We start from the raw sequence: 22,189 nt of genomic DNA, 5'->3' as shown, positions 1-22,189 counted from the left end.
GATTTTAATAGTATAAAATACTTTTATAAATTATTTTTGTAAGTGATTCATTCTATCTTTTATCATATCTATTCTTGGAGATATTTTAAATTGAAAATCATTAATATCTTTTTGTAATTGTTCAATAACTGGGGTAGATTTTTTAAGCTCTTGTTGTAATTTTTGAACGTTTTTTTGTAATGCTTTTCTAGAGTCATTGACTCTTTTTGATCTTTCAAACGATTCTTTTGTATCTGTTGATAGATTTTTAAAGAAAGTTTTTGGATCTTTCTTATTTACATACAAGTATGTAGCTAATCCAGCAGCAGAAATCCCCATTATTTTTAAAATGTTTTTCATTTTATTAACCCTCCAAATTTTTTGAAATATCCTTTTGAATGTGGGTCAACGTTTCTTCATTGTATTGATTAGAGTTATCAGTAAACTTTAATGCAAATCCATCATCTTCACTATATCTTGGAATCAGATGGAAATGGGAATGAAATACTGATTGCGAAGCAATCCTCCCATTATTATTAATAATGTTCATTCCCTTGATATCTGGGGCAGAATTTTTAATAGCTCTAGCAATCTTAGGAATCCGAGCAAAAACTTGTTCAGCCATTTTTGCATTGTAATCATAAATATCAGCAACATGCTTTTTAGGAACAACTAGAGTATGACCAGGGGTTGTTTGTGAAATATCTAAAAATGCTTTTACTATATCATCTTCATAAACAGTATAATTAGGAATTTCATTATTAACTATTTTACAAAAAATACAGTCATCCATATTAAAATCTCCTTCCTTTATTAATTTACCGTACTATAACAATGATAACATAAAATAAACTTAAAATAACTTAACTAAAATTATGATATAATTGCGATAATAATAAGTTTTTTAAGGGGCGATATTTTATGGCATTAGATGTTTCGCACTTGGTAGGTGGATATTCACAAATTCCAGTTCTTAAAGATATTTCTTTTAATATTAAAGATGGTGAGTTAGTGGGCTTAATTGGCTTAAATGGTGCTGGTAAATCTACTACTATTAATCATATTATTGGAATTTTAACTCCATTTTCTGGAGAAGTTAAAATCAATGGAACTTCAATTACTGATGATGTTAATAAATATAAAAATCAAATTGCATATATTCCTGAAACACCAATTTTATATAAAGAATTAACTTTAAAAGAGCACATTGAAACTACTATTATGGCATATCAATTGGATGAAAATGTTGCTTGGCAAAGAGCCAACAAACTACTTAAGATGTTTAGACTTGATAATAAGCTTGATTGGTTCCCAATTAATTTTTCAAAAGGAATGCGTCAAAAAGTTATGATTGTTTGTGCTTTCATTACTAACGCTAAATTGTTTATTATCGATGAACCATTTTTAGGATTGGATCCATTAGCAGTTAATGATTTATTGAAATTAATCAATAATCAAAAAGAACAGGGTAGTAGTATTCTTATGTCTACTCACGTTTTAGATACAGCACAACGTTTTTGTGATCGTTTCGTTCTAATTCATAATGGGCAAGTTAGAACAGAGGGCGATTTAAATGCATTAAAAGATAAATATGGTAATGAGAATAGTTCTTTAAATGATATTTATTTAAAATTATCTGAGGAATCAAATAATGAATAGTTTATTTAAAAATCGTTTCAATGCCCATTTAATTGAAATGACTAAGTATCTTAAATATGTATTTAATGATTTCTTTGTAATTGCTCTAATGTTTATCTTTGGTGGATTATTATATGAATATTCAATTGCTATAAAACATTTATCAATTGGTATATGGTGGGGCCAACCGTTAGTATTAATAATTCTATTTATATCTTTACAATTAGGTGGTTTAGCTAACTTTATAAAAAAAGCTGATTATGTTTTTTTATTGCCACAAGAGAAGCAATTTTATAATTATTTTAATTCAGCAATGAAATATAGTTATTTAATGGCATCTATTATTCAAATATTTATATGGTTGATACTTATTCCATTAATATCTAAAACATTTATTAATTTTAGTAAGGTTTATATAATAATATTATTAATATTGTTATTAGTTAATAAATATATAATACTAGGAACATCTTTTATAGATATGTACAATAACTTTAGTAATAAAAGAAATTTAATCTTTAAAATTATTTTCCCAATTATTAGTTTATCTATTTTTATATGGCTTTCTGATATTTTATCAATTGCTTTATCTTTAATAGTTTTGGTATATATAATTGTATTAAAGAAAAAATGTGTTAGATTATCAATTCACTGGAATAAAGTTATTAATAATGAAAGCAGTAGAATGCATCGTATATATCAATTTTTTAATATGTTTACTGATGTGCCAATGCTTGATGGAAAAGTTAAACGTCGTAAATATTTAGATCCATTCTTGAAATTGTTTAAAAATGATAATGTTTTTTCATATCTTTTTATAAGAGGAATATTCAGAGATAAAGAAATTAGTGGATTATATACTAGACTATCTTTGATTGGTTCATTACTAATACTTTTTATTAACAATAAATATGTTGTAATACTATTAAGCATGTTATTTATATACTTAATAGTATTTCAAATGATTCCTTATTATTTTAATTTTGATGAAAATGTATTTACTTATATCTATCCAATTAGTAACAAAAATAAGTTAAGTAGTTTTGTTAATATCATTAATAAATTAATGTATCTAACAATTACTTTGTTCTTTGTTTTATCAATATTTAGTAATGGGGTTTATACAGCTCTGATATTATTAATAATTGATCTTGTAGAACTTTTATTATTAACCCACTTGTATATGAATAAAAAAATCAATAAGGCTGAATTAAAAAGTTAATACTGTCTTGACTGAATGATACAGTAAACATTAAAATGAAAGATAGTATTTTATCGATAATTAATTTGGCATATTCAATGGTCAAGACAAATTGTTTTGACCATTTTTTATAAGGAGGATAAATTTTTGAGAGTAAGAAATAAACCATGGGCAAAAGATTTCATCAAAGACCATTCAGAATATATTGTGGATAATCCAGAACAATGGAAAGGAAAATGGTCTAATCGTTTTAATAAAAATCAACCTATCCATGTTGAAATTGGGACTGGTAAGGGTCAATTTATTGTTGAAATGGCTAGAGAGCATCCAGAAATCAATTTCTTAGGAATTGAAATTCAAGAAACGGTAATTGCCATTGCATTGAAAAAAGTTGTTGCATCAGAATTACCAAACTTACAAATGGTGCATACAGATGGTGCTGGTATTGATACTTTCTTTGATGAACACGAAATTGACACCATTTATTTGAACTTTTCAGATCCATGGCCTAAGAAAAGACATGCTAAGCGCCGCTTAACTTCACCTAAATTCTTGGATAGTTATAAAAAAGTATTGAAGAAAGATGCACCAATTGTTTTTAAAACAGATAATCGTGGTCTCTTTGAGTATTCTATAATTACATTTAATAACTATGGAATGTATTTTGATTTATTATCTTTAGATTTACACAATAGTGAATATATTGAAGATAATATTGAAACTGAATATGAACATAAATTTAGTGCTAAAGGACCTATTTATAAAGTCATTGCATATTTTAATAAAAATAAAGAAGACTAATATTGATTAGTCTTCTTGCCAAGATAGTTGGTGTTTATTATTTATTACAAAGGGATGTTCAATAATCTGTTCATCTTTTTTGATGTTAATGGCGCCAACCCAATAGTTACTCTTTTTCATAATCCAATGTCCATAAATTTCATTATTATTAAAAGTCATTTTTGCATTATTAACCTTGGTCTGAATAATTTTTTCTATATTATAATTTCTATTTTTATTTAATGCATAAGTAATAGTGACTATGCCTCCTACAATGGCTCCAATGTAGAAAGATTTATAATGTTTAATATTCATTACCTCCAAATTTAAATGGTATATAATAAATATTATAATCAAAGTTTTCAACAATATCCATTTTATAAGTTATAATATAACAATATTATAATATATGAGGAGTGAATATTTATGGAACAATTAGCAAAAATGGATTTAACAGATTTAAAAAAGAAAATTGAGAAGGGTAAGTATATCTTATTCTTCTCAGCTGACTGGTGCCCAGATTGCTCATTTATTAAACCTGCTATGCCAGAGATTGAAGCAGAATATAAAGATTACAATTTCTTAGCAGTTGATCGTGATGAAAATATTGATTTAGCAGCTGATTTAGGTGTTATGGGGATTCCTAGTTTTGTTGCTTTTAATAATGGTGAAGAAATTGGTCGTTTTGTAAATAAAGATAGAAAAACAAAGAAACAAGTTGAAGAATTTATTGATTCTTTAAATTAATGATTTGAGAGGTAAAATTGAATGTTAATTGCAAGTTACAACCCTAAACAAAATGGTGACATTTTGATCGTAGTTTTGGATGAAACAACTGGTGAACAAAATGTAGAATATAAAGATGATGTAGTAATTATGTCTGATAAAGATAGTGGTAAAATTTTGGGATATAATTTTTTGAATGCTAGTCATATCCTACCTAATTTATCAAATATGAATGGACAAATTAAATTAACTTCCAATGATGTTGATTTATTAAATTCATTTTTAAAAAAACAAAGCTTATCAGCAAACATTGAGTTAGATAATGATCCAAAATTTGTTGTAGGCTATGTAAACAAAATTAGCGAGCATCCAAAGTCTGACCATTTAAAAATTACTGAAACTACAGTTGATAACGGTAAAACTCTACAAATTGTAAGTGGATCTCCAAACATGCAAGCAGATATTAAGGTTGTTGTTGCTAAAGTTGGTGCTATGATGCCTGACGGATTAATAATCTGGCCAGGTGAATTAAAAGGGGAAAAAAGTAATGGAATGATTTGTTCCGGTCGTGAATTACACTTACCTAATGCACCACAAAAACCAGGAGCATTAATTTTACCTGATAATTATGAAGTAGGAACTAAATTTGATTTTGATAAAGCTGCTACTTTGTTTGACAAATAAAGAGATATTATATCTCTTTATTAATACATATATAATATTAATTATTTTGAGGATGACAGTTATATGGAACATTATGATGGTCCTGCTTTTTATCGCAAGTATCGTATTAAAAACAAGAAGCAGGAAAATAGACATATAAATAAAATAAGTGAAAATAAAAAGCATAACTATGACCGTAAAAAGGATGCTAATCAATCTGATATCGTTGATAATGAAAATCCTATTGCGCAAAGAGCTGCTGCATTTAAACCAAAGAAGCAATCTCAAGCTAGTGATACCCCATACTATAGTTTAAAACTTTCTTATCCTTATCAAAATATTAAAAGGAATTTGAAACAATCTAGTGATGATTTGATTCTTTATGCAGATGAATCTAATGATTCAATTGACTTAGATAGCTATGAAAACAGCGAAAAGGAAGATTTGGGTTCTTTAGATGAAATTAATGATAATAAAAATATTGATAATTCAACAATAGAAGATAATAATTTAAAAGAACAGAAACCTTATGAAGAGTCTGATTTAGCAAATAATGATAATGAATCACAAATTTCTAGTGATAAAGATAATTTAGATAGTGAAGAAAATATACCATTAAATCTTGAAGATAATAAGCTTGATCAATCTTCTAATGATGATAGTGAAAAAGTTGATGTTAAACCAGTTGAAGATGAAGAAGACTACGATTATGAAGATTTAAAAAATACAACTCCATATAGTAAGTATGTAGATTTATATTCCAATGATTTTGAATATATTAAAAATAAAGAAACCCAAGGTAAAGATTTTGTTGCTGTTAAGCCTGATGATGTAAGTAGTTTAAACAAACCAGAAGTCTTTGACAATGATGAATCTTCTGAAGCGAATGATTCAGAAGATAAAATATCAGATGATCAAGATGAATTAAATGAATCACCAAATAATGATAATCAATCATCTGAAATTATAGAGCAAGATGATAAGAATTCACATAAATCAAATCCTAATAATATAGATTCTGATTTAGAAAACGTTAATAACAATTCCGTAGAACCAAAAGCGAAAGAAGAGTTTGGATTAGGGCATTCCCTGTCATCAATATTGGATTCAGAGAATGATTCTCAAAAAGATTTATCTTTATTTAAAGATGATAAACATAAAGAATCAAATGATAATGAAGACAATAATGTAGTAAATCATAATTATCAATTTCCTAGCTTAGATTTATTATCAGAGCCTAACAATGACAATGATGATAGTTTAGATGATTGGATTGAGAGTCAAGCACAAAAATTAGATGATACACTTAGTGCATTTAATGTAAATGCTAACGTTGTAGATTGGACAAATGGGCCAACTGTGACTCAATTTCAAATTAAGTTACAGTTAGGAGTTAAAGTAAGTAAAATAACTAATTTAAATGATGACTTGAAAATGGCACTTGCTGCAAAGGATATTAGAATTGAAGCTCCAATCCCAGGTAAGACAACCGTAGGAATTGAAATTCCTAATCCACATCCAAGACCAGTTATGCTATCTGAGGTTCTAGATTCACCACAATTTAAAAATAGTAAGGACCCATTAACTGTAGCCTTAGGAGTTGATTTAACTGGTAAACCACAAATGACTGACATTCGTAAAATGCCTCATGGATTAATCGCTGGTGCTACTGGTTCTGGTAAGAGTGTATTTTTGAATAGTTTATTAATTTCTTTACTTTATAAAGCAACTCCTGCTGACTTAAAATTAATCTTGATTGATCCTAAAGCTGTTGAAATGGCACCTTATGACAACTTGCCACATCTACTTTCTCCAGTTATTTCAGATCCTAAGCAGGCTTCAGCAGCTTTGAAGTGGGCGGTTAAAGAAATGGATGAACGTTATGAAAAATTAGCGGCTGCTGGTGCTAGGAATGTTGAACAATTTAATAAGATGGCAGAAGAACATGAGGACTACGGACTAAAAATTCCTTATATTGTAATTGTTATTGATGAATTAGCTGATTTAATGATGGTTGCATCTAGTGAAGTACAAGATTACATTGTTAGAATTACTCAAAAAGCAAGGGCCGCTGGAATTCACTTACTTGTTGCTACTCAAAGACCAAGTGTTGACATCATTACGGGAACTATTAAAAATAACATTCCTACTCGTGTTGCATTTATGGTATCTAGTCAAGTTGATTCTAGAACAATTATTGATACTGCTGGAGCAGAAAGATTACTTGGAAAAGGTGATATGCTTTACTTAGGTAGTGGTTCTAGCCAAGCAACTAGACTACAAGGCACTTTTGTTACTGATGATGAAATTGAAAATATTACTAGTGAGGTCAGAAAGCAAGGAAAGCCTAAGTATGCTTTTCAACCTGATTCATTATTAAAACAAGTCAATAAAGTAGAACAAGAAGATGATTTAATGCCACAAGTATTGAAATATATTTCTCAAGAAGATAATGTTTCTACTTCAAAATTACAAAGAGTATTTTCTATTGGGTATAATCGTGCTGCTAGTTTGATTGATAGCTTGGAACAGAGCAATTATGTTTCTGGACAACATGGCTCTAAGCCAAGAGATGTATATTTAACAGAAAAAGATTATAAAAAATTGAACATTTAGCTACTATATTGAAAAAAGTTTGCTATGATTGAATTAATGACAATTAAAAAGGGGCGTTTAGATTATGGATACAAGTAAGACATATCATTTTGTAGGAATTAAGGGTACAGGTATGTCCGCAATGGCCAGAATCCTTCGCGATAGAGGATGTACAGTCCAAGGTTCAGATATTGAAAAATATACTTTTACTCAAAGAGGCTTAGAACAAGCTGGTATTAAAGTTTTACCATTTGATGAAAATAATATTCATGAAGGTTTAGTTGTGATTGCCGGAAATTCATTCGATGATGATCATCCTGAAATAAAAAAATCTCATGAAATGGGACTAGAAGTTTATCGTTATCATGAATTTTTAGGTAAAATGATTGAAGGTCACACTAGCATTGGAGTTTGTGGGGCTCATGGTAAAACTAGTACAACTGGTTTATTAGCACATGTTTTATCAGGCATTGCACCTACTGATTATTTAATTGGTGATGGTACTGGTAAGGGTGTGCCTAATGCTAGATTCTTTGCATATGAAGCTGATGAATATAGAAGACATTTCTTAGCCACCAAACCTGATTATGCTATTATGACTAATATTGATTTTGATCATCCTGATTATTATACCGGAATTGATGATGTTCGTAGTGCATTCCAGACTTTTGCAAATCAGACTAAAAAAGGTATTTTTGCATGGGGTGATGATAAGAATCTTAGAAAGTTAACTGCTAATGTACCCATTTATTATTATGGTACTGGTGAAAATGATGATTTTAGAGCAACTAACATTACTCGTAGTACTTCAGGTTCTTCATTTGATGTTGAATATCATGGTGAAAAATTAGGTAATTTCCAAATTCACTTATATGGTGAACATAATGTTTTAAATTCATTAGCAGTTATTGCAGTTTCATATTTTGAGCATGACAACTTAGATGAAATACGTAGAGAATTAGAAACATTTAAAGGTGTTAAACGTCGCTTTGCTCAAAGAAAAGTTGGCGATATGACTATTATTGATGATTATGCTCATCATCCATCAGAAATTAATGCTACTTTAGATGCTGCTAGACAAGAATATCCAAGCAAAAAAATTATTGCGGTTTTTCAACCCCATACTTTTAGTAGAACTATTGCTTATCTAGATGAATTTGCAGATAGTCTAAATAAAGCTGATGATGTTTATATTACTAAAATTTATAGTTCTCCCCGTGAAAAAGCTGGTAAGGTATCCAGTTCTGATTTAGAAGCAAAAATCACTAAAAATGGTAGCTTAATTAAAGCCGAAAATATGTCTCCACTTTTAGATTATCATGATGCAGTAGTTGTATTTATGGGAGCTGGAGACATTCAAAAATATGAAAAGATTTATGAAGAATTATTAAATGATGTTACAAATAATGTAAATTAAAAAACTTGTACTATTGGCTCTTTGTTTGGTAAAATATATTAAACCTTATACTTTATATAAAGGAGGATTAATACATGAATGATTATGATCAAACAGGTCGTCGTATGGTAAATAATTCATTTGGTATGAATAAATTTTTAACTAAAACATATGGATGGATGGCTTTATCAGTTTTCATTTCAGGAATAGTTTCTTATTTAATGGGTTCTGTTTACCATGCTTCTTTAGGCCTTATTCCTAGTATTGTTGGAATTGTTATATGGTTTGTCCTTGCTATGGCTACTTCTTCTGTTGCAATGAAGAATTCTTCTTTAGGTTTTATCCTATTTATGGCATTTTCAGTGCTAACAGGAGGTCTATACTCATATATCTTTATATCTTATAGTACAACTGTTATTGCACAAGCTTTTCTAACTGCTACTGTTGATTTTGTCGTAATGGCCCTAATAGGTGTTACTACTAAGAAAAACTTAGATAAAATTGGAACACAAGCCTTAGGTGCACTTATTGCATTAATTATTGTAAGTATTATTAATGCATTCTTAAGAATTCCTTTATTTGGATTTGTTATTTCAATTATTGCAGTTATTATTTTTACAATTTTAATTGCCTATGACAGTCAAAAAGTTAAAGATGCATATAATGAATACGGATCAGATGTTTCAGAAAATGGTTTGGCCATTTATGGTGCTATGACATTGTATTTAGATTTTATTAATCTATTCTTACAATTATTAAGTATCTTTGGTGGCAATGATCGAGATTAATAATAAAAAGATGGTGTTTTTACAACATCATCTTTTTTATTTTGTATATAATTAATAACATAAAGAAAGTGTTAAAATTTAGTTAATATATAAATATCAAAGGAGAATTTTATGGCTGAAAAAAGATTATTATTGATAGATGGTAATAGTATAATTTATAAAGCTTTCTATGCTTTAATTAAACAAGTTGAACGTTTTACCAATAATAAAGGTGTTCATACAAGTGCCATTTATGGTTTTAACAATATGCTGGATATTATGCTAGATAAAGTAAATCCAACACACGCGTTAGTTGCATTTGATGCTGGAAAAACAACCTTTAGAACGAAAATGTACTCTGGTTATAAATCTGGAAGACATAAGACTCCTGATGAATTATTGGAACAATTCAAATATGTAAAACAAATGTTAGACGCTCGTGGTATTAAGACCTACGAATTAGATAATTATGAAGCAGATGACATAATTGGAACCTTATCAAAAAAAGCTGATGAAGCAGGATTTGAAACTACAGTTGTAACTGGTGATAATGATTTAACACAGTTATGTTCAGACAAGACGACAGTCTCTATTTCTAATCGTGGAGTATCAGGAGTGACTCATTATGATACTGATTATGTCAAAGAAACTATGGGGATAAAACCTTCACAAATTATTGATTGGAAGTCATTAAAAGGAGATGCATCCGATAATTATCCTGGGGTTCAAGGAGTTGGGGATAAAACATCTTTAAAGTTAATTAAGCAATTTGATAGCGTAGAAAATTTATACAATCATTTAGATGAAGTAAGTGGTAAAAAATTAAAAGAGCATTTAATTGATGATAAAGAGGAAGCGTTTTTGGATAAGAAATTAGCACGAATTGATCGTGATGCTCCTATTGAAATAGAATTAGACAATCTTAATTACTTAGGTGATGATCGTGATAAATTAGTAAATTTCTATCGCGAAATGAATTTTAGAAAATTTCTTAGTCAAATGGACTTTGATGAGTCAGAATCTATGAAAAAAATTAAATATTCAGAAATTAATAATGATAATTTAAAAGTGATATCTGACAATGTTCCATCTGAAGTTACTTTCTATTTGGGAATAGATGGTGAAAATTATCATATTGATCCATTTATTGGTTTTGCTATTAGAATTAATGAAAGTATTTATGTGTCAGATAATATTGATATGTTAAATAGGCCAGAAATAAAAGGCATTTTAGAAAATGATAAAATAACCAAAAATTTATTTGATGCTAAAAGAACTTATGTTGGTCTAAATAGATTAGGTATTAGTTTAAAAAATGTAAGATTGGATTTATTATTAGCATCTTATTTACTTAATACCAATGATAATAGTAATGATTTGGGAAAAGTAGCTAATGAACACGATTATTTTGAAGTTCAATCTGATGATGATGTTTATGGTAAAGGTGCAAAACGTAAAATTCCATCTGAAGATAAATTATTTGAACACTTTGCAAGAAAATTGATGGCTATTAATTCTTTAAAAGATAAATTATTTAGTGAACTTAAAGATAATAATCAATTAGATTTATACAATAATGTTGAATTGCCACTTACATTTGTTTTGTCTAGAATGGAAATTGCTGGAATTGTTGTCGACAGTGATGTTCTAAAAGAAATGAGTAGTAAGCTGACAGAACGTTTAAATGAAATTCAACAAAAAATTTATAATGAAGCTGGAACTGAATTTAATATTGCTTCGCCTAAACAACTTGGTGAAATTTTATTTGAAAAACTTCATTTGCCAATTTTGAAAAAAACTAAGACTGGTTATTCCACAGCAGTTGATGTTTTAGAAAAACTTGCTCCGGACTATCCAATTGTTCAGTCAGTTTTAGATTATCGTCAAATAAATAAAATATTATCCACCTATGTTGAAGGATTATTAAAAGATATACATCCAAATGATCATAAAGTTCATACTAGATATCTACAAACACTTACTCAAACTGGTCGTTTGTCATCAGTAGATCCTAATTTACAAAATATTCCAGTTAGGACTGAAGAAGGACGAAAAATTAGACAAGCTTTTGTACCAAGTCATAAAGATTGGGAAATATTTTCATCTGATTATTCACAAATTGAATTGCGTGTTTTAGCATCTATTTCAAATGATAAAAATATGCAAGATGAATTTATTCATAATGATGATATTCATGCATCTACTGCCAGAAGAATTTTTGGCTTATCTAACAATAGTGAGGTTACTCCTGAGCTTAGAAGACAAGCAAAGGCAGTTAATTTTGGAATTGTTTATGGAATCTCTGATTTCGGTCTAGCTAGAAATACCGGTATTAGTCGTTCTGACGCTAAGAAATTCATTGAAAAATATTTTAATGAATACCCAAGTGTTAAAAATTATATGGATAATATTGTTCAAAAAGCTAAAAATAACGGTTACGTTGAAACTATTTTGAATCGTCGCAGGTATTTACCAGATATTAATTCTAGGAACTTTCATCAAAGATCATTTGCTGCTAGAACAGCAATGAATTCACCAATTCAAGGTAGTGCAGCTGATATTATTAAGATTGCAATGTTAAAAATGGAAAAGGCTTTAAAGGATAATCACTTAAAGGCAAAAATGTTATTRCAAGTTCATGATGAATTAATATTTGAAGCACCCAAAGAAGAAATAAAAACTTTAAGCAAATTGGTACCTAAAGTAATGGATTCAGCTGTTAAATTACAAGTACCATTAAACGTTAAGAGCCATTATGGTAGTAATTGGTACAATATTAAATAAAGAAATGAGGTTTTTTAAATGCCTGAATTACCAGAAGTAGAAACTGTTAAAGAGGGGTTAAATCAATTAGTGAAAGGATCGCATGTTAATAGTATTGATATTTTATATCCTAAAATGATTAATGTTAATCCAGAAAAATTAAAAGTTACTTTAACTAATCAAAATATAAAAAGAATAGATAGAAGAGGAAAATACTTACTTTTCCGTTTTTCTAATGACATGACATTAGTTTCCCATTTAAGAATGGAGGGAAAATATGATGTTGAACCCGAAGGCACAGAACCAACAAAACATACACATGTAATTTTTCATTTAAATGATGATCGAGAACTAAGATACAAAGATAGTCGAAAATTTGGCAGAATGTATTTAATTAAAAATGGTGATGAACATACATTATCAGGACTTGGGACAATTGGGCCAGAGCCCACTGAAGATGATTTAACATTTGATTATATGAAATCAATTATGAATAAAGGTAGGGGTAAAATAAAACCATTTTTATTAAATCAAAGTCATATTGCTGGTTTAGGTAACATTTATTGTGATGAGGTTTTATGGTTAAGTAAAATTCATCCAGAAACCATTACTAATACAATTTCTGATAATCAAATAATGGAACTTAGAAAAAATATTATTGAAGAAATTAAAATGGCTATTAAAGGTCATGGTACTACCGTTCATTCATACTCAAATGCATATGGAGAAGCTGGTCAATTTCAAAACAGTCTTCATGTTTATGGAAGAGCTGGAGAGCCATGTGAAAGATGTGGAACTAATTTGGAAAAAATTAAAGTAGCTCAAAGAGGAACAACTTTTTGTCCTAATTGCCAACATAAAGTGACTAAAAATGGTTAAAGTAATTGGACTGACAGGCGGAATTGCAACTGGAAAATCTAATGTTTCTGATTGTTTAGCAAAAATGGGATATCAAATAATTGATGCTGATAAAATAACCTATCAGTTACAACAGAAGGATAGTGATTGTTTAAATGCAATTACAAAATATTTTGGTAATGATATTCTAGACAAAAATGGTGAATTAAATCGTTCTCATTTAGCTAAACTCGTTTTTGAAAATAAAGATAACCTAACTAATTTGGTGCGTATTATGGATCCTTATATTAGATCTGATGTTCAATCAATTATTGATAATACTAATGAAAAAATAGTTATATTTGATGCGCCTACTTTATTTGAAAATGGTTATGCTTTTATGTGCGATAGGATAGTTGTCGTTACTTGTACACCTATGAATCAGTTAAATAGATTACAATCGAGAAATAATTTGAGTATTTCTGATTCAATTAAGCGGATTAAAAGTCAATGGCCTTTGAATTTTAAGGAAAAATTGGCTGATTATTTAATAGATAGTAATGGTTCCATTATGCAAACTCGTAATCAAGTGATAAAATTGTTTAATAAAATAGATAATTAAAAATTTGGGGTGAAAGTTAATGCAATGTCCTCATTGCCATAAAAATTCATCTAGAGTAGTAGATAGTCGTCCTACTGAAAACGGACAAGTAATTCGTCGCCGTAGAGAATGTGAAAAGTGTGGCTATAGATATACTACCTTTGAAAGAATTGAACAAACGCCATTATTAGTAGTTAAAAATAATGGTAATAGAGAAGAATTTAATCGTGAAAAAGTTTTAAAGGGAATTATTAGATCAGCAGAAAAACGCCCAGTTTCTATGGATTCTATGAAAACAATTGTTGATAATGTTGAATCTAAAATTAGAGCTATGGGTGAAAATGAAATTCCAAGTCAATCTATTGGTGAATATGTCATGAAAGAACTAGTAAATGTTGATGAAATTGCATATATTAGATTTGCTAGTGTATATCGTCAATTTAAAGATATGACCGTTTTTTATAATGAATTAAAAGAAGTTTTAGATAATGATCATCAAAAGAGTCAAAAAAATGATGGAGAATAAATATGGAAGAATGGCGTAATATTAGTCCTCAAGATAATTTTATTCTAACTTCTGATTATTTAATTTCTGATTTAGAAAGAAAATCTTTAGACATTCTTTATCAACCAATTATTGGGATTAATGCTTATGCTTTAATAAATAATCTTTGGAGAATGTATGAACGAGATAAAGATTTTGAATTACACGTTAATTTTGAACTGCTTGCTTATTTAAATATTGATATTCAAACATTTTATGAAGCTAGATTAAAACTTGAAGGTGCTGGTCTAGTCAAAACTTATGTAAATGATAACCATCGTTATGTATATAAACTTATAAAACCGCTTGATATTAATCAATTTTTTAATGATGATTTGTTAAGCGTTACTTTATTGCAGACTATTGGTGAAAATCGTTATGAAGATATTGTTAATGATGTAACACTAGATAGTTACAATTTAAAACAATATAATGATATTTCAAAAAATTTTTTGCAAGTCTTTCATATTAAAAGTAATGAATTATCTAATACACCTAAGAATGTTAGCGAAGCTAAATCATTAGTTGGGAACCCTACAGAATCTGGTACAAATGATATTGACCCTGGTGATGATTTTGATTTTAATTTAGTATTATCAATACTAGAGCAATCTTTTGTAAATATTTCTGATGTTAAGAAAAATCATCATTTAATCAAATCGGAGCATTTATTATATGGGATTAATGAACCAGAAATGGCAAGATTTATTGAAAAAGCTACTAATGTTAATAACAATGTTTTTGATCCTAATAAACTAAAATTATTGGTTGATAGGAATTTTACTAATAATAATGTTAACCTTAATGAAGATAATAGAAAATCTTATATTTCTAATGATAATAATAATCTTAATCAAGGTGAAAAACAGATAGTGAATATGGCTAAAGAATTTTCTCCCTTAGATTTTTTACAAGGATTGAAAAAACAAGTAGACGGCTTTGTTCACGATAATGAAATTAGAACTATTCGCGACGTAATGGATGTTTCTGTATTAAAATCAGAAGTTATAAATATGGTTACTTATCATATAATTATTGATCAAAAAAATTCAGGATTAAGTAGAAATCTTTTTACCACGATTGCTGACAATTGGTCGCAAAAGGGAATTAGAAATGCTGAGGATGCTATTTCAGAAATTAGGAATCGCAAAAAGACATCTGATGAAAAGAAGCGTGAGCATAAGAGAAGTTATCGTAAACCAATTAAGGAAGAACTTCCTGACTGGGCAAAAAATAATGATGTAAAAGATAATTCTGTGAAAAAAGACAAAAAGAATACCCAAGATAAAGATTCGATTCCGGATGAATCTAGAAAAAAAGAATTAGAAGATAAACTAAAAAGAATTAGAAATTGGGGTAAAAAGTGAGGGTAGACAATGGAAAATTTAAGTGATGAGCTATCAAGGTTAATGATTAATAAGAAGTTTGGTGAGCAATTTAAAAAGCTTGCTAATAATGTTTTAAAAGACAAAGATGTAAATGAATTTTTGAATGCTAATAAAAATAATTTAGATCACCAAACAATTATTAAATCTATTTCTAAATTATATGAATTTGTTAATGAACGAGATAAAGTTATTTCTGGTAAAAATTCTACAATTCCAGGATACGAACCTAAATTAGAGCTTAGTAAGGACTCAATTAATGTTGCTTATGTTCCAACAAAAAGTAAACTAGCTTCTATTAAGAATGCAAAAATGTTAAAGAAAATGCATTTAGTTTCTTTGCCCAATGCATTAAGAAAAATTGATTTAAAACAATTTTATACTGATAAAGATCAGGAACGTATAGATGCATATAACGATATATTGCAATTTATTGTTGATTATGAACAAGATTCTAAAAAATATCATCAAGGAATTTACCTTCATGGTGAATTTGGAGTTGGGAAAACATTTCTAATGGCTGCAATGGCAAATGAACTAGTTAAAAATGGATATGAAGTAATGTTATTACATTTTCCTAGCTTTGTTACTGAAATGAAAAATTCTATTAAAAACAATACTGTTGCCAAAAAGTTAGATAGGATTAAGCAAATGCCTTTACTCATATTAGATGATATTGGTGCTGATGATATGTCTTCTTGGATTCGAGATGATATTTTTAGTGTAATATTGGAATATAGAATGCAAAATTCACTGCCTACATTTTTTACATCTAACTACTCAATGAGTGAGTTTGAACATAATCATCTGAAATTTAATAATAAGGGTGATGAAGAGCCCTTGAAAGCTCAAAGAATTATGCAAAGAATTCGCTTTTTATCCAAAGAGGTTAAAATAACTGGTGATAATCGCCGTCCACAATAAAATATACTTGACATTTTATCTTTAAATAATCATAATTGTAAATGTAGAAGATATAATTTAATTATTTAAATTTTCAGGGAGAAGGAACATTAACTGTAAGTTTCTTTATATTTGATTTTTAAATTACCACTTTTATGAATGACTTAGAGGAAATTCTAAATCGGGTTGTTACCGTTAAAGACTAACTATGAGGTCTACATATGATATATGTAGATAGAATTCGGGTGGAACCACGTAATTTACGTCCCTAGTGTTACTTTTTTGTGACGCTAGGGACTTTTTTTATTCCTTCCCCGTATAAATTAATCAAAGAGGAGAGATATTTATGGCTAAGCTTTCTTTTGAATTTCCAGATGGAAATGTAAAAGATTTTGATGAGGGTGTAACTACTGAAGATATCGCTAAATCTATCTCCATTAGTTTAGCTAAAAAAGCAGTTGCCGGAAAAATTGACGATAAAATGGTTGATATAGATTTACCATTGAATTCTGGTGGCAAAATTGAAATTGTAACTAAAGATTCTGATGACGGTTTAAAAGTATTACGTCAAACAGCTTCTCAACTATTAAAGGCTGCATTAGCGGATCAATTTACAAATATTCAATTCGGTGAAAGTACTTCTGATGATGATGGATTCTTTGTTGATACTGATAAAAGAGAAACTCAAGTTAGTGCTGATGAATTGCCTCAACTTGAAGAACGTATGCATAAAATGGTTAAAAATAATGTTCAAATTGAACGTAAAGTTTTAAGCAAAGAAGATGCCTTAAAGCAAGTTGATGGTGATCCATATCAAGCTAAGTTAGTTAATAAATTAGCTATGAATGATCAAGTTGTATTTTATCAAATTGGTGATTATTTAGGCTTAGGTGAAGGTGTTGTTCTTCCATCTGCTAAACAAGTTAAAGAATTTAAGCTACTATCAGTTGCTGGTGCATACTGGGAAGGTAAGTCATCAAACCCAATGTTACAAAGAATTTTTGCAACTGCATTCTATAAGAAAGCAGATTTAGATGCCGATGTTAAAAAACGTCAAGAAGCTAAAGAACGTGACCATCGTGTTATTGGTAACAAACTAGACTTATTCTTTGTTGATCCTAAGGTTGGTGCAGGTTTAGCATATTGGATGCCTAATGGTGCTACTGTTCGTCGTGTTGTTGAAAGATATATTGTGGACAAAGAATTGGCTAATGGCTATGAACATGTTATTACTCCAGTTCTTATGAATCTTAATGCTTATAAAACTTCAGGACATTGGGCACATTATCGTGATGATATGTTCCCACCAATGGATATGGGAGATGGTGAAGAACTAGAGTTACGTCCTATGAACTGTCCAAGTCATATTCAAATTTATAAACATCATATTCGATCATATCGTGAACTTCCAATTCGTATCGCTGAATTAGGAATGATGCATAGATATGAAAAATCAGGTGCTTTATCAGGATTACAACGTGTACGTGAAATGACATTAAATGATGGTCACACTTTCTTAGCAATTGATCAAATTCAAGATGAATTTAAGAAAATCTTGCACTTAATGACTGAAGTATACAAGGATTTTGATATTAGTAATTATCACTTTAGATTAAGTTACCGTGATCCAAAGAATACCGAAAAGTATTTTGATGATGATGAAATGTGGAACAAGTCTCAATCAATGCTTAAGGGTGCTATGGATGATTTAGGTTTAGAATATGTTGAAGCTGAAGGTGAAGCAGCATTCTACGGTCCTAAACTTGATGTTCAAACATACACAGCTATGGGTAATGAAGAGACACTATCTACTATTCAATTAGACTTTATGTTACCTGAAAGATTTGATCTACATTATGTTGGTGAAGATGGTAAAGAACACCGTCCTGTTATGATGCACCGTGGTTTAGTTTCAACTATGGAAAGATTCATTGCTTATCTAATTGAAGTTTATAAGGGTGCTTTCCCAACATGGTTAGCTCCTCATCAAGTTAAAATTATTCCTGTAAGCATGGATAAACATGGTGATTATGCTAAAAAAATTAATGAAAAATTAGTTAAAATGGGTATTCGCTCAAGTGTTGACGACCGTAATGAAAAAATGGGTTACTTAATTCGTGATGCTCAAACTAATAAGATTCCTTATACATTAGTTGTTGGTGATAATGAAATGAATTCCAATAGCGTTTCTGTACGTAAATATAGTGAAAAAGACAGTAAAGATGAATCTTTTGATGAATTTACTAAAGAGATTCAAAATGATATTGATAATTATTCTAGAGGAAATAAATAATTTGTTGACAATTAATTATTAATTTGGTATTATTAAATTATCGAAAAAGCAGAAGCCTTCCCGCTTCTCGCCTCAGTGATAATTAAGTCGCTAGGCATGATATCGGATGAACCTTTGTTTATTTTACAAAGGACAAATGCGGGGGCCTTCTTAGGTTCCCGTATTTTTTCTGCTTTTTAATATACTTGGAGGTGAATTACCATAGCAAACGATATGATGGTTAATGATGGAATTCGAGCACGTGAAGTTCGTTTAATTGGTGCAAATGGTGATCAATTAGGAGTTAAGTCAAAGGCGGAAGCAATGAAACTTGCTGAAGATGCAGGATTAGATCTTGTAGTTGTAGCTCCTAAAGCTAAGCCTATGGTTGCTAAAGTATTAGATTACGGTAAATACCGCTTTGAACAACAAAAGAAAGCTCGTCAAGCTCGTAAGAAACAAAAAGTTGTCAGTGTTAAGGAAATTAGACTTAGCCCAACTATTGATACTAATGATTTCAACACTAAATTGAAAAGAACTCAAAAATTCTTATCAAAGGGTGAAAAAGTTCGAGTATCAATTCGTTTCAAGGGACGTGCCATCACACATAAAGAAATTGGTCGTGATGTGTTAAACAGAATGGCAGAATCTACATCAGAAGTTGCTAATGTTACTCAACGAGCAAAAATGGATGGAAGAAGTATGTTCCTAATGCTCGCACCTAAATCAAGCGATAAAAAATAGTTAGTATTTATATAATACTTTAAAGAATTTAAGGGAGGATTTCAAAATGCCAAAGACTAAAACAAATCGTGCTATTGCTAAGCGTTTCAAAAAGACCGCTAAGGGTGGTTTAAAGAGTGCTAATGCATTTACAAGTCACCGTTTCCACGGTAAGACAAAGAAACAACGTCGTAACCTACGTGGAACTAGCATGATCAAAAAGACAACTGCTAATAAATACGAAAAAATGTTTTAATTAATAAGACATAATTATAGGAGGATTTAAACATGCCAAGAGTTAAGGGTGGAACAGTTACTCATGCACGTCGTAAACGTGTTTTAAAACAAGCTAAGGGTTACCGTGAAGGTAAACACAGTCTTTTCAAGACTGCTAAAGACCAAGTTATGAAATCACGCGAATACGCATTCCGTGATCGTAAAGCAAACAAAAGTAATTTCAGAAGATTATGGATTGCTCGTATTAACGCAGCAGCTCGTATGAATGGATTAAGCTACAGTAAATTAATGCACGGTTTGAAACTTTCAAACATTGAAATGAACCGTAAAATGTTAGCTGATTTAGCTGTAAATGACGAAAAAGCATTTGCTTCATTAGCCGAAACTGCTAAGAAAGCTGTTAAATAATTTTTCAAAAATAAAACTTTCACCACTTAAGGTAAGTAGGTGGGAGTTTTTTTCTTATTAAGTAAGTAATTAAAATTGCTTACTTTACATATATTTATTAAGAGGAGTTTTATTATTATGATATCTAAATTTAAACCAACCTGGATGATACCTATGATTTATAATATATCACCAGTTAAATTAGAAGACATGGGAATAAAATATGTTTTTACAGATTTGGATAACACTTTAATCCCATGGAATAATCCATATGGAACTCCTCAGCTTAGAAATTGGTTGAATAATCTAAGCAAACATAATATTGAACTTGTTGTTATATCTAATAATAAACGATCAAGAGTGAAAAAAGCTTTAGAAATGCTAGATTTAGATTTTATATCTAGATCTTTAAAACCATTTCCAAATGGTATTAACAAGGCATTAAAAAAATATCACTTAAATAAAAAACAAGTTATAATGGTTGGAGATCAACTTTTAACTGATGTTTGGGCATCTAATAATGCTGGAGTTAGAAGTGTCTTAGTTAAACCATTAATTGAAACTGATGCTTGGAATACAAAGCCAAATCGTTTTATTGAAAAAAAGATTTGGAAAAATTTAAATAAAAAATATGTTGATTTAAAATGGCAGGAGGATATTAATGACTGAAAATTTAGAAAACGAAGATTTGCGTTGTATTGGATGTGGAGCCCAAATTCAAATGGATACTCCTGATGAATTAGGCTATACTCCTAAATCAGCTTTAGATAAAGGAAAAGAAACTGGTGAAATTTATTGTCAAAGATGTTTTAGATTGCGTCACTATAATGAAATTTCTCCTGTAAGTTTGACTGATGATGATTTCTTAGCACTTTTAAATCAAATTAGAGATGCTAATGCATTAATCGTTTACTTAGTAGATATCTTTGATTTTAATGGTAGTTTAATTCCAGGACTGCATCGTTTTGTTGGTGACAATCCAATTATGTTAGTTGGAAATAAGGCCGATCTGTTACCAAAATCATTAAAAAATCGTAAATTAAGAGATTGGATTAGGCAACGTTCTAACGAAGCAGGAATTAGACCTATTGATGTAGAATTAGTTTCAGCTAGAACTAATGAATCTGTTGATAATTTATTAAATAATATTGATAAATATCGTAAAAATAGAGATGTTTATGTTGTCGGTGTAACTAATGTTGGTAAGTCAACCTTAATTAACCAAATTATTAAGCAAAATACTGGAATAAAAGAGTTAATTACAACTTCAAGATTTCCTGGTACTACTTTAGATAAAATTAGTATTAATTTAGAAGATGGACATAAATTAGTCGATACTCCTGGAATTATTCATAAAGAACAAATGGCTCATTATCTTACTGGAAAGGATTTAAAGGTTGTTGAACCACAAAAACAAATTAAACCTAAAGTGTATCAATTGAACCCGGAACAGACCTTATTCTTTGGTGGTGTTGCTAGGTTTGATTATGTTAATGGAGATAAAAAGCATGGATTTATAGTTTATGTTGAAAATAATCTTTTCATTCATAGAACTAAACTTATCAATGCAGACGCATTTTATAGTAAACATTTTGGAGAAATGTTAACTCCACCTAGTAAAGATTCTATTGAAGATTTTCCAGAATTAGTTCGATATGAATTTAAGACAGATCAAAAAAGTGATTTAGTAATTGAAGGCTTAGGATGGATTACCGTACCTTCAGATGTTGTAGTAGCGGGATGGGCTCCCAAAGGAGTTTCTGTGTTGTTAAGAAGAGCAATGATTTAATTA

23 protein-coding genes and 1 other annotated feature are annotated in these 22,189 nt (G+C 29.4%); of the genes, 20 read left to right on the top strand and 3 right to left on the bottom strand.

Annotation, left to right across the window (positions count from 1 at the left end; genetic code table 11):
- Nucleotides 1-30: 30 nt before the first annotated feature.
- Nucleotides 31-339, bottom strand: coding sequence for a hypothetical protein (locus C7N71_RS03635; protein WP_105987790.1), 309 nt, complete (start codon nucleotides 337-339; stop codon nucleotides 31-33).
- A gap of 4 nt (nucleotides 340-343) precedes the next feature.
- On the bottom strand, nucleotides 344-772 hold the full coding sequence (locus C7N71_RS03630) for an HIT family protein (RefSeq protein WP_105987789.1): 429 nt from the start codon (nucleotides 770-772) through the stop codon (nucleotides 344-346).
- A gap of 128 nt (nucleotides 773-900) precedes the next feature.
- Here C7N71_RS03630 and C7N71_RS03625 point away from each other — a divergent pair, with 128 nt between their 5' ends.
- From C7N71_RS03625 to trmB, 3 genes are all read left to right on the top strand, one after another.
- Nucleotides 901-1,638, top strand: a complete 738-nt coding sequence (locus C7N71_RS03625) for an ABC transporter ATP-binding protein (protein ID WP_105987788.1) — start codon at nucleotides 901-903, stop codon at nucleotides 1,636-1,638.
- Nucleotides 1,631-2,839, top strand: a complete 1,209-nt coding sequence (locus C7N71_RS03620; protein WP_105987787.1) for an ABC transporter permease — start codon at nucleotides 1,631-1,633, stop codon at nucleotides 2,837-2,839. Before C7N71_RS03625 ends, C7N71_RS03620 begins: the two co-directional genes overlap by 8 nt.
- 126 nt (nucleotides 2,840-2,965) lie before the next feature.
- Nucleotides 2,966-3,619, top strand: coding sequence for a tRNA (guanosine(46)-N7)-methyltransferase TrmB (trmB, locus tag C7N71_RS03615; protein WP_105987786.1), 654 nt, complete (start codon nucleotides 2,966-2,968; stop codon nucleotides 3,617-3,619).
- Nucleotides 3,620-3,625: 6 nt separating this feature from the next.
- Here trmB and C7N71_RS03610 read toward each other — a convergent pair whose 3' ends face one another.
- Entirely contained in the window at nucleotides 3,626-3,913 is a 288-nt protein-coding gene (locus tag C7N71_RS03610) for a hypothetical protein (RefSeq protein ID WP_105987785.1), read from the bottom strand.
- A 111-nt stretch (nucleotides 3,914-4,024) separates the two neighbouring features.
- Between C7N71_RS03610 and C7N71_RS03605 the strand changes: the two genes are divergently transcribed.
- The 17 genes from C7N71_RS03605 (at nucleotide 4,025) to yqeH (ending at nucleotide 22,186) form a co-directional block, all read left to right on the top strand.
- Nucleotides 4,025-4,345 (top strand): thioredoxin family protein, encoded by a 321-nt coding sequence (locus C7N71_RS03605; protein WP_105964488.1) that lies wholly within the window; start codon nucleotides 4,025-4,027, stop codon nucleotides 4,343-4,345.
- Between the two features lie 21 nt (nucleotides 4,346-4,366).
- Nucleotides 4,367-5,008, top strand: coding sequence for a YtpR family tRNA-binding protein (ytpR, locus tag C7N71_RS03600; protein ID WP_105987784.1), 642 nt, complete (start codon nucleotides 4,367-4,369; stop codon nucleotides 5,006-5,008).
- A gap of 63 nt (nucleotides 5,009-5,071) precedes the next feature.
- Nucleotides 5,072-7,603: a DNA translocase FtsK gene (locus C7N71_RS03595; RefSeq protein ID WP_105987783.1), complete on the top strand. Its 2,532-nt coding sequence runs from the start codon at nucleotides 5,072-5,074 to the stop codon at nucleotides 7,601-7,603.
- 64 nt (nucleotides 7,604-7,667) lie between these two features.
- Nucleotides 7,668-8,999 (top strand): UDP-N-acetylmuramate--L-alanine ligase, encoded by a 1,332-nt coding sequence (gene murC, locus C7N71_RS03590; RefSeq protein WP_105987782.1) that lies wholly within the window; start codon nucleotides 7,668-7,670, stop codon nucleotides 8,997-8,999.
- A 74-nt stretch (nucleotides 9,000-9,073) separates the two neighbouring features.
- Nucleotides 9,074-9,766, top strand: coding sequence for a Bax inhibitor-1/YccA family protein (locus C7N71_RS03585; protein WP_105987781.1), 693 nt, complete (start codon nucleotides 9,074-9,076; stop codon nucleotides 9,764-9,766).
- Between the two features lie 111 nt (nucleotides 9,767-9,877).
- Nucleotides 9,878-12,529 (top strand): DNA polymerase I, encoded by a 2,652-nt coding sequence (polA, locus tag C7N71_RS03580; protein WP_105987780.1) that lies wholly within the window; start codon nucleotides 9,878-9,880, stop codon nucleotides 12,527-12,529.
- Nucleotides 12,530-12,547: 18 nt separating this feature from the next.
- The gene (mutM, locus tag C7N71_RS03575; protein ID WP_105987779.1) at nucleotides 12,548-13,387 is read left to right on the top strand and encodes a bifunctional DNA-formamidopyrimidine glycosylase/DNA-(apurinic or apyrimidinic site) lyase; all 840 of its coding nucleotides are present in this window, start codon (nucleotides 12,548-12,550) and stop codon (nucleotides 13,385-13,387) included.
- Nucleotides 13,380-13,967, top strand: a complete 588-nt coding sequence (coaE, locus tag C7N71_RS03570; RefSeq protein ID WP_105987778.1) for a dephospho-CoA kinase — start codon at nucleotides 13,380-13,382, stop codon at nucleotides 13,965-13,967. The genes mutM and coaE overlap by 8 nt, the downstream gene beginning before the upstream one ends.
- 19 nt (nucleotides 13,968-13,986) lie before the next feature.
- Nucleotides 13,987-14,472, top strand: coding sequence for a transcriptional regulator NrdR (nrdR, locus tag C7N71_RS03565; RefSeq protein ID WP_105987777.1), 486 nt, complete (start codon nucleotides 13,987-13,989; stop codon nucleotides 14,470-14,472).
- 2 nt (nucleotides 14,473-14,474) lie between these two features.
- Nucleotides 14,475-15,857: a replication initiation and membrane attachment family protein gene (locus C7N71_RS03560; protein WP_105987776.1), complete on the top strand. Its 1,383-nt coding sequence runs from the start codon at nucleotides 14,475-14,477 to the stop codon at nucleotides 15,855-15,857.
- 9 nt (nucleotides 15,858-15,866) lie between these two features.
- Complete coding sequence (gene dnaI, locus C7N71_RS03555) at nucleotides 15,867-16,799, top strand: primosomal protein DnaI (RefSeq protein ID WP_105987775.1); 933 nt, start codon at nucleotides 15,867-15,869, stop codon at nucleotides 16,797-16,799.
- A gap of 325 nt (nucleotides 16,800-17,124) precedes the next feature.
- Complete coding sequence (gene thrS, locus C7N71_RS03550; protein ID WP_105987774.1) at nucleotides 17,125-19,071, top strand: threonine--tRNA ligase; 1,947 nt, start codon at nucleotides 17,125-17,127, stop codon at nucleotides 19,069-19,071.
- A gap of 40 nt (nucleotides 19,072-19,111) precedes the next feature.
- Nucleotides 19,112-19,247, top strand: a sequence feature (ribosomal protein L20 leader region).
- A gap of 37 nt (nucleotides 19,248-19,284) precedes the next feature.
- Nucleotides 19,285-19,794, top strand: a complete 510-nt coding sequence (infC, locus tag C7N71_RS03545) for a translation initiation factor IF-3 (protein ID WP_105955927.1) — start codon at nucleotides 19,285-19,287, stop codon at nucleotides 19,792-19,794.
- A 46-nt stretch (nucleotides 19,795-19,840) separates the two neighbouring features.
- The gene (gene rpmI, locus C7N71_RS03540; RefSeq protein ID WP_105987773.1) at nucleotides 19,841-20,029 is read left to right on the top strand and encodes a 50S ribosomal protein L35; all 189 of its coding nucleotides are present in this window, start codon (nucleotides 19,841-19,843) and stop codon (nucleotides 20,027-20,029) included.
- Nucleotides 20,030-20,061: 32 nt separating this feature from the next.
- Nucleotides 20,062-20,418 carry a 50S ribosomal protein L20 gene (gene rplT / locus C7N71_RS03535; protein WP_105955929.1) on the top strand — a complete coding sequence of 119 codons (357 nt, stop codon included), beginning with the start codon at nucleotides 20,062-20,064 and terminating at the stop codon, nucleotides 20,416-20,418.
- Between the two features lie 117 nt (nucleotides 20,419-20,535).
- Nucleotides 20,536-21,066, top strand: coding sequence for a YqeG family HAD IIIA-type phosphatase (locus C7N71_RS03530; RefSeq protein WP_105987772.1), 531 nt, complete (start codon nucleotides 20,536-20,538; stop codon nucleotides 21,064-21,066).
- The gene (gene yqeH, locus C7N71_RS03525) at nucleotides 21,059-22,186 is read left to right on the top strand and encodes a ribosome biogenesis GTPase YqeH (RefSeq protein ID WP_105987771.1); all 1,128 of its coding nucleotides are present in this window, start codon (nucleotides 21,059-21,061) and stop codon (nucleotides 22,184-22,186) included. The genes C7N71_RS03530 and yqeH overlap by 8 nt, the downstream gene beginning before the upstream one ends.
- Nucleotides 22,187-22,189: the final 3 nt, after the last annotated feature.

It is taken from the genome of Apilactobacillus timberlakei (assembly GCF_002993965.1).
Taxonomy (GTDB): Bacteria; Bacillota; Bacilli; order Lactobacillales; family Lactobacillaceae; genus Apilactobacillus; species Apilactobacillus timberlakei.
The sequence above is the reverse complement of the archived record's forward strand: the minus strand, read 5'-3'. Positions and strand labels throughout refer to the sequence as shown.